This window comes from Pseudoalteromonas phenolica, from assembly GCF_001444405.1.
GTDB classification, from domain to species: Bacteria; Pseudomonadota; Gammaproteobacteria; order Enterobacterales; family Alteromonadaceae; genus Pseudoalteromonas; species Pseudoalteromonas phenolica.
The window spans coordinates 3,526,737-3,540,042 of sequence record NZ_CP013187.1; the positions used below are offsets into that span (position 1 = coordinate 3,526,737).

The following is a 13,306-nucleotide window of genomic DNA, read 5'->3' on the forward strand; positions in this document are numbered from 1 at the left end:
TTGGTTTAATAAGTGTATCTAATTATTTGCCTTTAAAGAAGTTGGTAGGCTGTGATAATGACACTGTCGGGTCGCCTTTCACTTGAACTCTAAAGTGGAATTCAGTCACTGGCTTTTTAAGGTCATAAGGGTCAATAATCACAGAAAGTGGCACATTCATCGATTCACCCGCCTGAACTTCAATCGCTAATTTACCCAACACATTAAAGTTCTTTAACCCCTCAACCGCAATGTCGTATTGTTGTGATTGCTGTGTTTTATTGATGACTTTTAAGGTATAAGTATTTTCAACTAAACCATCGAAATTGACTCGATAAAGCTGATTTCTATCACGAATAATATCGAGCTCCATAGGCTTACGCATCGCAATATTCACCACCAGTGCAGCAATTAACACTGTCATGATTAATAAATAACCTGCCAACTTACCACGGAATGCTTTGGTTTTGTTATCTGGTGTTTCCAGGTTACGCTCGGTGGTATATGAAATTAAACCACGTGGGTAATTCATTTTATCCATCACCCCATCACACGCGTCAATACATGCACCACAGTTGATACACTCATATTGCAAGCCGTTACGAATATCGATACCTGTAGGACATACCTGAACACACAGGTTGCAGTCGATACAATCGCCCAAACCCATTTCTTTAGGATCTTGTTTACGAGAACGAGGACCACGTGACTCGCCGCGTTTCGCATCATAGCTTACAGTAAAGGTGTCTTTATCGAACATAGCAGATTGAAAACGTGAATAAGGACACATATGTAAGCACATAATTTCTCTCATCCAACCTGCATTACCATAGGTACATGCGGTAAATACTACGATGCTTATAACCGCATAATTACCTGCACTCCAAGTCAGTAAATCAGGCACTAGTTCACGTATTGGAGTGAAAAAACCAACAAAGCTAATGGCGGTCCACAAAGAGAATAAAATCCAGCTACTGTGCTTTGCTGTTTTTCGCCAGAATTTATCAAAATCCATTTTACGGCTATCAAGCTTTTTACGCTGATTAGCACTGCCTTCAAATTTCTCTTCAAACCACAAAAAGATAAAAGTCCAAACAGTTTGTGGGCAGGTGTAACCGCACCACACACGACCATAAAACGTGGTTACCACAAACAATGCAAATGCAGCAATCATGAGGAAAAACGCCAGCACCGTTAAATCTTGTGGCATCAGCGTTAATCCAAAAATATTAAACTTTTGCTCGTAGAGATCAAAATAAACGGCTTGGTGACCCTCAAAATTAATCCATGGCATAAGCATAAACGCCAACATACCAATAAAACCTAAGCGCTTGCGCAGTTGCTGGTGTAGTCCTTTAACTGCACGGACATAAATTCGACTGCGAGGGTTAAACCTATCAGGTTGGAGTTCCGGCTTCTGTATTTTTACATCGCTCGGAATATTTTTTACTTTTATCTGTTTGTCCATCTCGGCTCCTTATGGCTGTGATCGACAGGTACTTGCTACAGTGACCTTTTTATCTATAAGGATATTATATGCAAGCAAATTCAAGCTGGGTACAATTGGTTCAGAAATTATTGAAATTTCCCTTAACTAGGCACGAGCTTGTATAGTGTTTATAACTTAATCACTTGCTTTTGAAAGCCCCATTTTATTACACTCTAAATTGTTTCTTCCTATTTAGATCAATAATACGGTATCCAATGAAAAAGTTTTTATTGCTCGTGGTGGTCATTTTGGCACTTTTCACCATCGACCACCCTGTTATCAAAGAACCAAGAGAAGCGCTACTGGGTGAAGGCGTAAGTTTACTCAGTGAGCAAAGCAAAGTGACGAGAAGTACTTCAGCTAAAATCGCCAGAACGCAAATTATGCAAAAGTTAGAATTAGACGACACTGAATTAGAGTATCTAAATGAAGCTCTAGGGACTGATGACAAGTTAAAAGCATTCCACCTACGTTACTGTAAAGAAAACGATTTGAACCTCTATTTTTACGGCAACAAGCTAAATGAGATCTGTAGAATTGCTGGCGAATCTATTTTTGAAGGAAAGTCTTTGTAATGAAGTTGGACATAGACGCATTTAATAAAAAGCGAGCTGCAGCATTTAACCAGCACAAAAATATACTTAAAAAACTAAGCAAAGGTCAAACCTTGTTATGCGAGCAATGCAACAAGCCTCTGCAATTAGACCTAAATGGAAAAGATAAAAATAAAGGTTTGGTAAGTTGTGTGAAGGGCTGCACGAGCATAGAATTAGAGCTTGGGTAAGCGCTCGCTTACCCTGTAAAAGGCTTTCAGGTTTTAACCCTCTTCCTCATATAAACCACTCTCAACAGCTGCATTTTCTACTAATTGCACATAAGCAACAGCAAATTCATTCGCTATCTCATGTTGCTGCTGACAAAAGCTATTTAGCTCAACATTATTGGCATCACAGTAAGCTGCTATTTGTGACTGATCTAGAGAGAAAAATCCTAGTTGCTCTGTGCTACTGATCAATGCTTGTTTAAGCTCATCATTTAATACTTCGCTATTCACAAGGCCTGCATAAAAGTGTTCGATACCCGCCAAGAAACCTTGGCTCCATTGCTGCAACTCAGCAACAGCCATTGACGTATAAGGCAACTGGAACTGGCCCGAAAAGACACGCTCGCTTATGTCGTGATGAAGTGCCATTAAAGCAAAAACATGTTCTTCTGCAATTTGCTCATCACCACCACTAACAATTGTTAGCCATTGCTCCATTTCAATACCTGCAGGGCTGCAAATGATTGCAAAAAGATAGCCTTCACAAACAGCGTAAGGCAGAGCCTGCTCTGTGCTAGATAAATAGTCGGTTAGCAACGCTTTATGTTGCTCTGTAAATGAGAACTCCAACATAAAGAGCCTTATAAGTTAACTGGGTAACGACCCTGGGAATCAGGACGACCTAAGAATTTAACCGCATCATGTACTTCTTTTGGTAATGACACATCAGGCTTCACATTGCCTGCGACTTTAAACTGAAAGTTATTGCCCAAATGTACATCGGCTTGCAAGCCTAATAGATTATCTGGCTGAACCACCGCTGCTAAATCACCTGATTTACAATTTAGATCAGCCCCTAGCTCACCGATTGAAAACCATCCAGTTAAGCCCTCTACACGAATATTAGGGCTAAATACATCGCCTTTTATTTGCTGACAGTAAGGTTTACCACTTTCAAACTCATCAATATTAAAAATTACTCGACCCGTTGCATTTACAGGTAATGGTAAATTTAACTGACCCATCAACTGCTCAACTTCAAACCTCAGTACTGCATCACTCAAAATGGCTTGTTGGTTTAACAATGAAAGGCTAAAGTTACTTTTACCCGACATTTCCTCGCTAGAGCGTGGATTACCCCAGATCAAATCACCAGCAAGATTGCCCGCAAATAAAGCCATCGGCTCTAGCTGCCAACGTACGTTGAAAACCTGAACCTTATCGACGCGTATTTCACTGATTTGTCCCTGCCAAATTGAGCCGCTCAACTTGCCAAACGCCACGTTTTTAGGCAAGTAACCTTGCGCGACTTGCACCCCAACCGATGCCGGCAGTTGAAATAGAGCAAAAGCTAGAAATGAAAAAATAAATAACAGAACTAAGTAAATTTTTTGCTTCATACTACTTCTCTAACACCAATCGACTAACGCGAACAAAACCTGTGTCTTCACCTTGCGAGATATCTAAATTTGCCACTGTGACACCATGTTGATGCACGAGCTCATCAAGCCAACCAACCAACTTATTAAACTCGACGTTTTCAATATTCACACGAAGACTGTCATTATTTGGCTGCATCTGACTGATGACTATGCCATAACGGCCTCTACTACGATTCACTAATTGCGATAAATTGCCTGAAGAAGTACGTGCTGAGTTACCAGCCGCTTTTAACTTACCAATACTTTGCTCAACAAACACTTGGAAGTTTTGCTCACGCTTTAGTTTTTGCTCAGCATCAGCAACTGCCTTATTAAGTGGCTTTAATATTCCCATCACTAAAACGAAAACAATGAAGACAACACCCGCGATGATCAGTAAACGCTGTTCTTGCTCTTTTAACGAGCCCCAGTAGTTGATTGCTTGTTGTTTCATACATCACCTCGCAATCTAATTTCACCAATAACGGCATCACCATCGTTATTTAATGAACCTTGCTGCACTGTTAAACCTTTTTGCTCAAGAATCGTTTTAACTTGACCAAACACTTGGAAATCTTTGGCTTTTACACGAATACGCAATTCATTACGTTTATGGTCATAGCGTAAAGTCTCAGGCTGGAAATCTTTGACTTGGCTATAAACTGACACAAACTTGTCCGCCAAATCTAAGAAGCCACCTTGTTTGGTCGCCGAAATGGCTTTTAACTCACCTTCAATTTGACGTCTAAGCAGTGCTTCGCGTACTCGTTTATTTGGGAATGCTTGTTGGTAAGTAGCTATGGCTTCGGCTCGCACCTCTTCAGCCTGCCCTTTAAGTTTTACAACCTGAATACCCTGCACAGCCACAAAGCCAAATAAAGCCACTGATGCTGCAATTAAGCCTGACTGCCAATCTTTCCACCATTGTGGCGTACTCTTCTTCGCGGCAAAAATACCTTGGCGTAAATTAAATGCTGTATTAGTTAAATTTTTAGCCAGTAATGCAAGCGGCAGTTCATATTCTGCCTCTTTTGCCACCTTAGGCGCCACCTCTGGCAAGGCGTCAGCTGGGCTATAATGAGAAATTCTCTCCACTGCTAGCGCATGCAAATAGTCAGCCCCCCAACTCGGCTCAATCACACACGCATGCCATGCTCCTAAGCGACATAGCCATTGGCCATCGAGCTCAACTACAGCTAACTCATTTTCAGCTAGCTCTGGCAACAATAGCGCATCTGGCACTACATGCTTCGCAAAAATCTGATGCTCCTCTAAAACGGCAAATAACTCAGCGAGTAAAACTCGATCACACAGAGCTATATTAATAGTCGGTTTATCATCTTTAGTGCCCGGCTCACCAATTGCAATGAATACCTCATCAACATCGCAGGCCAGCTGTTCTTCCAACATAAATGGCAATGCTTGTTCTAATTTTCTATTCCACTTTGTTGGTAACTCAATGGTTTTTAATTGCACCATTGATGCTGAAAGCAATATACTGGTTTCTCTACCCTGTGCTTTCTCTGTCAACTCAGCCAAATCTGATAATTGTTTGTACTCACCACTGGCAATAATCTGCTGATCGGTTGAATACACCAACCAATGAATTGCCTGCTTAGCGGACTGATCAATGCGGATCAATAATTTTTCTGTCACTGTACGCCTCCAAATTTTCGCGCCAGTATGCTCGCTTGACCTTCTTTTATTTGAATAATTGAGGTCATTGTGAAAAGCCGTTCATCGAACATGGCTTTTGCGCGCAACTTGAAATAGTCACTATTTACGGTAAATAGATCGGTTACTTGTTTGATATTCTGAGCCCCTTGAGCGGTGGCTTCAGAAAGAAAATCTTCCACTTTGTCATATCCCTGATCTGGGCGAGCAGAGATAATACTTTGCGCATCGGATTCACTTAATCCGTCGATTAATGCACTCAGCAATAATGCTTGATCTGGCAAAATAGTATTAACGTTAATTTTGAGTTCTTCATTACCAGGAATAACACACACATATGGGAGTAACTTTTCCATCACTAATGGATTAAAACCTCTGATAACGCGCAGTTCAGACACTGACGCAAATGCGTTATTTGCTGTTAAATATGGCGTTCGTAACGACATATATTCATCTTCTTCTGCGCCCGAACGAAACGTGATGCTATCGGCGTCAAGCCAATCATATACACTATCAGCCAAGGTTTCTTCACTTTCATCTGACGGCAGATCTTCTATGTTTTTCAACAGCTCTAAAAAGGCTTTATGCGCGGGGTTCGTATCATTAATACTGGCATTTTGTGCTTTTGGTGCGCGCAGCGCGTTTAAATTTAAACATGCTTGCAAATCGGTCACTTGCCCACTCAAAGTACCATGATCTACTGGAAATGGGGTTTCTTCTAACGCCCATGGCTGCCCTAAATGCACTTTATCAGGGTCTTTCTTCTTACTTTCAATCAGAACTTTTTTCACTAATTCTTCAGCACCATAGCTATACCATTTTGCTTGCTGATGAGTTTGAATATTTTGAGCTCGCTGTACCTGAATCATTAAATTCGTCGCCATTTCAGCGGCAATTACAGCTGCTAAGGCAACAATAAATAAAACAATGATCAGTGCAGCCCCCTGTTGCTGACCATGTTTATAAGCTAACTGACTCATGGGCCTGTTCTCCCACCACCAGTATTATTGCCATTATTTGTATTTGATGTACTACTTGCTACTTTGCCATCACCCGGCGTAAGGAAAAAGCGCGTGATAGGCTCCATTTCTTGCATTTTGATGGTCACAGAAACAGCTAAAGGCAGCGCCTTCTTTTCCCAATTTTCTTGCCACTTTTGTTTGTCGTCTAAGAATTCAAATTTTAAATCTTCAATGTTCTCTAATAAGACTTGGCTGCGAGGCTCGGTACCATCAAGTTGATCTACGTAAACACGGTAAAGGCGCTCTAATTTATCATCAACCACACGATAACCTACGGCTTGTAACTCAGAGCGAGGTAATAGACTAATTGGATTTGTCCAGCCATCGCGTACAAACGCGATACCATCATACTGACTATCTAGATCGTAACGGCCATGAAGAATATAACTCGGCGTAAAGTCGCCCGCCTCGTTACGCGTTTCACGTTTGGTCATTTGGTTAAAATCTTGATCCATCAAGCGAAAAGTCGTATTGAGCGCGTCTAATTCAGCAATCACTTCTTCAGAGCCTTGTTTCGCCTGAATCGTTGAATTTAATATCTGGTGAGTCGCCAACACCACAAAGCCGAGAATACCCAAGGCAATCATGACTTCAAGTAAGGTGAAACCAAGCTGACGGCTTTTTGGAGGGTAAGTAAATCGCATCGCTACTTACCCTTTAAAATGAATGTGCTTAAGTCATATAAAGAATTTTTGTATTCAGCATCGCTGAATACTTCAACTTGCACTTTAACAAAACTTGGGTCATTGGTTTTGGTGACTTTCTCTTGCCAGTACCAAGTCATACCAGCTAACTCTTCTTCACCTTTATTGTTATTCTTACCATTCCACTTATCACCTTGTGCGCGGATCATAACCAAACGATTCTCTGCTACCCAAGATGCGTAGGTTTGTTCTTCTAGTGAAGCGATATGGGAGACATGCTCACCTGTTACCTGCATGGCTGCAATACCAGCCATGGCACAAATGCCTAAGGCCACCATCACTTCTAGCAGAGTAAAGCCAGCTGATTGCTTTTTCATACTTCAGGCTCCACTCGTAAATTAACAGGGGCGATAAATTCACCTTCGATAAAATAACGTGCTTGTTCTGCATCTCGGTCTGATAACTCGACACTAAACTGAAACGCGCTCACTTCGCCCGAAGATAAAATTAATACTTGTGGCACTTTTAGCTTTTTTAACTCAAGCAAGCTTTCATCATCACTGGTGCCCATAAGTTCACGCCAATTGGCTTGCTCAAGCAAATTGTCTTGCGACCAAGATAAATCTTCGATATTCAAATTAACTTTGTATTCTTTACCGAAGGTAATAGGCTCGTATAACTCTTCAGCATCAAATACTGCCCACTTCTCACCGTCAAAGACTAAAAATTCTAAAACATTTTTATCAAGGTGAAAGCCAAGCTCAATTTGGTTTAATACTGCAAACTCAGAGGCAAGATTAATTACTCTGTACACTCTGAGCGCTTGTTTTTCTAACTCTTCGGCTTCAGCATCATCAAAGGTGTAACTCACCATTTTCACTGACATGGCGATGATCACAAGTACGACAAGGACTTCAAGTAAACTGAAGCCCTTTGCCTTGTTAATATTTTGCCTTAAGCCTAAACGCATACGTATTAACGCGCTTGGTCTTCATCAGTCCAGTTACCGATATCGTCGTCAGTGCCCACTTCACCGTCAGGGCCCATTGAAAAGATATCGATTTTGCCCATTTCACCTGGGCTAACTAACTGGTAAGGATTGCCCCATGGATCTTCAGGTAATTTTGAAATAAAGCCACCTTCAGGGAAACGACGTGGTATAGGATCAATTGTCGTCTTAGTCACAAGTGCCTCTAAGCCTTGCTCTGTGGTTGGGTATTTCTTGTTTTTTAGCTTGTACATGTTCATTGCATCTTCAAGCTGTTGAATATCTAAACCCGCTTTATCTAAAGCAGCCTCTTCTTGTTGGCCCATAATGTTTGGCGCAACGATTGATAAAATCATACCGATGATAACCAGTACCACCATTACTTCTAGTAGGGAGAAACCTGATTGCTTTTTCACAATGAATACCTCATTCGCTCTAATAGCTGTTATTTTTTAAAACTCTTTATTTGACTATAAGCCGATGGCTTTGTTCATTTCCATAATTGGTTGCAAAATTGCCATGACAATAAACAACACAATAATGGCCATGGTTGCGATCATTGCTGGCTCTAATAGCTTTAATGAGACGCTGACCATAGTTTCAAACTCTCTGTCTTGATTGTTAGCCGCTCGCTCTAACATCTGCTCTAGCTCACCCGACTTCTCACCACTGGCGATCATATGCAGCATCATAGGTGGGAATAACTTAGTTTGCTGAAGTGATGCTCTTAAGCTTGCACCTTCACTGACTCTGACCGCAGCTTCTGATACCGCGGATTTAATCTTCTCGTTTTCAAGTACCTGACCGGCTATTTTCATACCTTCAAGAAGCGGTACTGCACTGGAAGACAAAATACTGAGGGTACGTGCAAAACGTGCCGTATTGATACTACGGCTAATTTTGCCTAAACCAGGTAGACGCAATAATTGCGTGTCATACCAAAAACGGATCTTGGGCTTCAGTAGTGCTTGTTTAATACCAATTGTAAGGGCAACAATACCGATAAAACTTGGCATCCAATAAGCTTGAACGAAGTTACTTGCAGCCATTACCCACTCGGTGGTCCAAGGCAATGCTTGTTTGGACTTCTCAAAGGTTTTCAAAATCTCTGGTACCACAGTACCAAGCAATACCGCCACAATACCAATAGCAAAGACGACAAGAATACTTGGATATACCATAGCTTGAGTGATTTGGCTGCGCATATGCTGACGCTGTTCGGTATAATCAGCCAGACGATTCAGTACTTCATCTAAATGGCCTGACTTTTCACCAGCCGCCACCATAGCGCGATATAAATTATCGAACACATGAGGAAACTCAGACATACCATCAGCCAATGTGTAGCCCTCTACAACCTTAGAGCGCACCGACATCAGCATACGTTTAAGACGAGGTTTCTCACATTGCTCTGCCACTGCCATCACAGCCGCTTCTACTGGTAATGAAGACTGGATAAGCGTTGCCAATTGACGAGTGATTAAAGCGATATCAGAGACTGAAGGCTTATAACCTGTAAACAGCTTAAACCCACCACCGGATTGCTGCTTTTCTTTTTCTGCAGCAGGCGCAACTTCTAAAGGCATCATGCCTTTTTCTCGAAGTTGTTGGCGGATCTGTTTCGCTGTATCGCCTTCTAAGATACCTTTCTTTTCTTTGCCCTTTCCATCGAGCGCTCGATACTCAAACGCTGCCATGATTAACCTTCCTCACGAGTAACACGTAACACTTCTTCTAAAGAAGTTTGTCCTTTCAGAACTCGTGAGCAACCATCTTGACGAATACTCGGACTGAAAGTACGAATATATTTTTCTACGGCCTGCTCACCTTTACCATTATGGATAAGCTCACGCACCGCTTCATCAACCACCAGTAGCTCGTGAATACCTGTACGGCCTTTATAACCGTTGTAATTACATGATTCACAACCAACTGGGCGATAAATAATTGTATTACTGTCTTTTTCTACACCTAATAGCTCACATTCACGCTCATCGGCTTGATGCGGCTCTTTACAGTCATTACACAAGGTACGGACTAGACGTTGAGACAACACACCTAACAAAGAAGAAGACAGTAAGAATGGTTCTACACCCATATCTTCCATACGCGTAATTGCGCCTGAAGCCGTATTGGTATGCAGGGTCGACATTACTAAGTGACCCGTCAGTGATGCCTGAACCGCAATTTGGCCCGTTTCTAAATCTCGGATTTCACCAACCATTACTACGTCAGGGTCTTGACGCAGAATTGCACGCAAACCTCGTGCAAATGTCATATCGACTTTCGGGTTAACCTGAGTTTGACCAATACCTGGGATTTCATATTCAATTGGGTCTTCAACTGTCAGAATATTGCGGTCTTTTGAGTTTATTTGGCTCATACCAGCATACAGAGTGGTACTCTTACCTGAACCTGTTGGGCCGGTCACCAAAATAATACCGTGCGGTTTTGCTATTAATTCGCTGAATAACTCACGGTTACGCTCTGTCATACCCAAATCTTCAAGGTTTAAACGGGCATTATTTTTATCTAAAAGACGCAGTACAACACGCTCACCAAAACTAGATGGCATAGTCGATACACGCACATCAACAGCACGACCTGCGATACGTAATGAAATACGGCCATCTTGAGGAATACGCTTTTCGGCAATATCGAGCTTTGCCATAACTTTAATACGCGATACCAGTAGTGACGCCAGTTTTCGGTTCGGCTTTAAAACTTCTTTTAAAACACCATCTACCCTAAAACGAATAACTAGATCTTGTTCAAAGGTTTCGATGTGAATATCTGAGGCGCCATCTTTAATTGCTTCACTGAGCATGGCGTTGATCAACTTAATGATCGGCGCATCGTCATCAGCCGCTAACAGGTCTTCAGTTTGCGGCAGTTCTTCAGCCAATGAAAATAGATCGACCTCGTTGCCAATATCTTCCATCATTTGTTGAGTTTCAGAGCTATCCCGCTGATAAGCCTCTTCAAGCATAAACTCAAATTTTTCAGCTTCTAATTGCTCAAGCTTAAACTCAGCATTCGCAACACGACGAATCTCAAGCAGGTGCGCAACATTTAAGTCACCCGTATAAAAAACCTTTAAGCCTGCTTCTTCTTCGGCCAACAGCATATTGACACGACGCGCATAAGAAAATGGCAACTTAAGAGATAGCTCACGAGCCATCTCCTCAATTGGTGCGTCGGCAAGCAATTCTGTATGCTCGCTTTCAAATTGATTGTGAGTATCAATCATCTTTACGCTCTTTCTTATTTTGCTCTTTTAAATACTGCTCATATGTTGGTGGTAATGTCAGTGCATCATTCCACTCTGGTAACACAGGCGAATCTTCAAACGGCATAAGGTCAATACCGTCTTCACGCTGCTTACTTTGCTCACCGCGAATAAAGTTATACTTAGAATGACTTAATTCGTTCATGCTGCGGCTATCACGCAGAATCGTCGGACGAATAAATACCAATAAGTTACGCTTACGTTTAGTTGTACTGGTCGACTTGAATAAATGACCTAGGATAGGAATATCACCTAGCAATGGTACTTTAGACACACTTTCTTGTACGTCTTCATCAATTAGACCACCGAGAATCACCATACCGCCATCGTCAGCAATCACAGTCGTGTTAATAGCACGCTTGTTTACTGCAATATCAACAGCGGTTGCGCCACTAACACTCGATACTTCTTGCTCAATGGTTAACTGAACTGCTGTTCCATCATTAATCTGCGGTGTAACTTTTAACTTAATACCCACTTCTTGACGATCAACCGTTTGGAATGGGTTAGTATTATTACCACTGGTTGTCGAACCGGTAATGATTGGCACTTCTTGACCCACAATCATCGAGGCTTCTTCATTGTCCATCGTAGTTACAGACGGCGTCGCGAGGATGTTTGACTTCGTATCTGTCGAAATTGCCTGAATGATCGCACCCCAGTCATTTTTAATAATGCCAGCAGCAAGACCATTTACGCCACCAAGTAATGCAGCCAATGGACCTAAATCGCCTTCTTGTGTTTCATCGTACTCTTTAAGCTCTGTATTATCGCCTGTTATCGTTTTCGTGATTGTTTTATCACGAGCCTGCTCTGCTGCCACGGCTAATGAACCCACAGGCACATTGCTACCATTATTGAATTGCAACATACCACCTTGTTCTGAAATCCACTGCAAGCCTAGGTTGATGCCATCGCCTTCTAGTACTTCAACAACGATTGCTTCTACTAAAACTTGTGCACGACGAATGTCGAGTTTTTTGATTACTGATGCCAAAGAGCGCATGGTGTCAGGTTGTGCTGTGATCACTAAGGAGTTCGAATCTGGATGAGCTTCAATACTTGTTTCGTTATTATTACTGCGACTGCGGCCTTTGGTATTGCCACCCTGCGCTTCCTCTTGCAATGTTTTACTTACACCCTGCAGGACTTTTACTAAATCTTCAGCTTTTGCATAATCAAGATAAAAAACTTGCGTATTACCTTGGCTTTTTAGCTCACCGTCTAAGCGCTTAACTAAATCTACTGCTCTAGAGCGTGCTTGCCCTTCTCCGCTGACAATCACACTGTTAGTACGGTTATCAGCCACGACTTTTGGTATTAGAAAGTCAGGGATGCTATTTTTACCAGATGACTTATAAATGCTCTCAACTACTTTTACCACATCATCAGCTGTTGCATGTTCAAGCTCGATAATTTCAACGAGTGTGTCACCTGCTTGGTCAACTGACTTGATAATATCGACAAGTCGATTTACCGACGCTGCATGGCCTGTCAGCATCATCACGTTAGCAGAACTGAAGTTAGTAACATGACCACCATCTTTTTGGTCACTGAACTGACGAATGAGTGGGCCGAGCTCTTGAACAGAGACATTTTTAACACGGATCACACGAGTAACTAAGGTGTCACCGTCCGTCGCGGTATTGTCTGACACTAATGGCACATTGCTCTTTTTACCATCAGAGCTACGTAAGATTTTTAAAATGCCGCTGTCCATTTCAATAACAGCATAACCATAAACTTCTAGAACATTTAAAAAGAATTGATAGTAAAGCGCTTCATCCATTAACTCATAGCTACGCACATTAATATTGCCGCGCACATTAGGGTCGATGATGATGGTCTTATTCAGGTTTTTACCGACGATATTAATAAATTCATTAATGTCAGTACCTTTAAAGTTTGCTGCATATTCAACAGCAGAAACAGATAACGATAACCCAGCTGCAAACATCAGAGCCGCATACTTAGCTAACCCTTTTTTGATTTTTCTGAGGTCTAGCTTATTTCTCATTATTATTAACTCCAAAAATT

Annotated in this window: 14 protein-coding genes; 1 reads left to right on the forward strand and 13 read right to left on the reverse strand. The window is 41.7% G+C overall.

The genetic code is table 11. From position 1 onward, the window contains the following. Nucleotides 1–22: 22 nt before the first annotated feature. On the reverse strand, nucleotides 23–1,447 hold the full coding sequence (gene ccoG / locus PP2015_RS15865; protein ID WP_058031226.1) for a cytochrome c oxidase accessory protein CcoG: 1,425 nt from the start codon (nucleotides 1,445–1,447) through the stop codon (nucleotides 23–25). Nucleotides 1,448–1,683: 236 nt separating this feature from the next. On the opposite strand from ccoG, the gene PP2015_RS15870 reads away from it, so the two are divergent. Further along, the gene (locus PP2015_RS15870; protein ID WP_058031227.1) at nucleotides 1,684–2,043 is read left to right on the forward strand and encodes a hypothetical protein; all 360 of its coding nucleotides are present in this window, start codon (nucleotides 1,684–1,686) and stop codon (nucleotides 2,041–2,043) included. 242 nt (nucleotides 2,044–2,285) lie between these two features. Here PP2015_RS15870 and PP2015_RS15880 read toward each other — a convergent pair whose 3' ends face one another. From PP2015_RS15880 to gspD, 12 genes are read right to left on the reverse strand one after another with little or no spacing between them, the layout of a single operon-like run. Next, nucleotides 2,286–2,864, reverse strand: coding sequence for a UPF0149 family protein (locus PP2015_RS15880; protein WP_058031229.1), 579 nt, complete (start codon nucleotides 2,862–2,864; stop codon nucleotides 2,286–2,288). A gap of 8 nt (nucleotides 2,865–2,872) precedes the next feature. Next, a complete protein-coding gene (locus PP2015_RS15885; protein ID WP_058031230.1) occupies nucleotides 2,873–3,631 on the reverse strand; it encodes a type II secretion system protein N in 759 nt (252 codons plus the stop codon). Nucleotide 3,632: 1 nt separating this feature from the next. Beyond that, nucleotides 3,633–4,106 (reverse strand): type II secretion system protein GspM, encoded by a 474-nt coding sequence (gspM, locus tag PP2015_RS15890; protein ID WP_058031231.1) that lies wholly within the window; start codon nucleotides 4,104–4,106, stop codon nucleotides 3,633–3,635. Further along, a complete protein-coding gene (gspL, locus tag PP2015_RS15895; RefSeq protein WP_058031232.1) occupies nucleotides 4,103–5,308 on the reverse strand; it encodes a type II secretion system protein GspL in 1,206 nt (401 codons plus the stop codon). Before gspL ends, gspM begins: the two co-directional genes overlap by 4 nt. Next, a complete protein-coding gene (gspK, locus tag PP2015_RS15900) occupies nucleotides 5,305–6,306 on the reverse strand; it encodes a type II secretion system minor pseudopilin GspK (protein WP_058031233.1) in 1,002 nt (333 codons plus the stop codon). Before gspK ends, gspL begins: the two co-directional genes overlap by 4 nt. Continuing rightward, a complete protein-coding gene (gene gspJ / locus PP2015_RS15905) occupies nucleotides 6,303–6,992 on the reverse strand; it encodes a type II secretion system minor pseudopilin GspJ (protein ID WP_058031234.1) in 690 nt (229 codons plus the stop codon). Before gspJ ends, gspK begins: the two co-directional genes overlap by 4 nt. A 2-nt stretch (nucleotides 6,993–6,994) precedes the next feature. Continuing rightward, nucleotides 6,995–7,369 carry a type II secretion system minor pseudopilin GspI gene (gspI, locus tag PP2015_RS15910; RefSeq protein WP_058031235.1) on the reverse strand — a complete coding sequence of 125 codons (375 nt, stop codon included), beginning with the start codon at nucleotides 7,367–7,369 and terminating at the stop codon, nucleotides 6,995–6,997. Beyond that, complete coding sequence (locus tag PP2015_RS15915; RefSeq protein WP_058031236.1) at nucleotides 7,366–7,962, reverse strand: prepilin-type N-terminal cleavage/methylation domain-containing protein; 597 nt, start codon at nucleotides 7,960–7,962, stop codon at nucleotides 7,366–7,368. The genes gspI and PP2015_RS15915 overlap by 4 nt, the downstream gene beginning before the upstream one ends. Nucleotides 7,963–7,967: 5 nt before the next feature. Further along, nucleotides 7,968–8,396, reverse strand: a complete 429-nt coding sequence (gspG, locus tag PP2015_RS15920; protein ID WP_058031237.1) for a type II secretion system major pseudopilin GspG — start codon at nucleotides 8,394–8,396, stop codon at nucleotides 7,968–7,970. Between the two features lie 54 nt (nucleotides 8,397–8,450). Then, nucleotides 8,451–9,677, reverse strand: coding sequence for a type II secretion system inner membrane protein GspF (gspF, locus tag PP2015_RS15925; protein ID WP_058031238.1), 1,227 nt, complete (start codon nucleotides 9,675–9,677; stop codon nucleotides 8,451–8,453). A gap of 2 nt (nucleotides 9,678–9,679) precedes the next feature. Continuing rightward, on the reverse strand, nucleotides 9,680–11,230 hold the full coding sequence (gspE, locus tag PP2015_RS15930) for a type II secretion system ATPase GspE (protein WP_083496608.1): 1,551 nt from the start codon (nucleotides 11,228–11,230) through the stop codon (nucleotides 9,680–9,682). Further along, nucleotides 11,223–13,286, reverse strand: coding sequence for a type II secretion system secretin GspD (gspD, locus tag PP2015_RS15935; protein ID WP_058031239.1), 2,064 nt, complete (start codon nucleotides 13,284–13,286; stop codon nucleotides 11,223–11,225). The genes gspE and gspD overlap by 8 nt, the downstream gene beginning before the upstream one ends. Nucleotides 13,287–13,306: the final 20 nt, after the last annotated feature.

Bases quoted from the DNA above. Each gene is read 5' to 3' on its own strand.
- PP2015_RS15915 (WP_058031236.1), bottom strand. From the start codon at position 7,962: ATGCGTTTAGGCTTAAGGCAAAATATTAACAAGGCAAAGGGCTTCAGT.
- gspI (WP_058031235.1), bottom strand. From the start codon at position 7,369: ATGAAAAAGCAATCAGCTGGCTTTACTCTGCTAGAAGTGATGGTGGCC.
- gspM (WP_058031231.1), bottom strand. From the start codon at position 4,106: ATGAAACAACAAGCAATCAACTACTGGGGCTCGTTAAAAGAGCAAGAA.
- gspE (WP_083496608.1), bottom strand. From the start codon at position 11,230: ATGATTGATACTCACAATCAATTTGAAAGCGAGCATACAGAATTGCTT.
- ccoG (WP_058031226.1), bottom strand. From the start codon at position 1,447: ATGGACAAACAGATAAAAGTAAAAAATATTCCGAGCGATGTAAAAATA.
- gspD (WP_058031239.1), bottom strand. From the start codon at position 13,286: ATGAGAAATAAGCTAGACCTCAGAAAAATCAAAAAAGGGTTAGCTAAG.
- gspK (WP_058031233.1), bottom strand. From the start codon at position 6,306: ATGAGTCAGTTAGCTTATAAACATGGTCAGCAACAGGGGGCTGCACTG.
- gspF (WP_058031238.1), bottom strand. From the start codon at position 9,677: ATGGCAGCGTTTGAGTATCGAGCGCTCGATGGAAAGGGCAAAGAAAAG.
- PP2015_RS15885 (WP_058031230.1), bottom strand. From the start codon at position 3,631: ATGAAGCAAAAAATTTACTTAGTTCTGTTATTTATTTTTTCATTTCTA.
- gspJ (WP_058031234.1), bottom strand. From the start codon at position 6,992: ATGCGATTTACTTACCCTCCAAAAAGCCGTCAGCTTGGTTTCACCTTA.
- PP2015_RS15870 (WP_058031227.1), top strand. From the start codon at position 1,684: ATGAAAAAGTTTTTATTGCTCGTGGTGGTCATTTTGGCACTTTTCACC.
- PP2015_RS15880 (WP_058031229.1), bottom strand. From the start codon at position 2,864: ATGTTGGAGTTCTCATTTACAGAGCAACATAAAGCGTTGCTAACCGAC.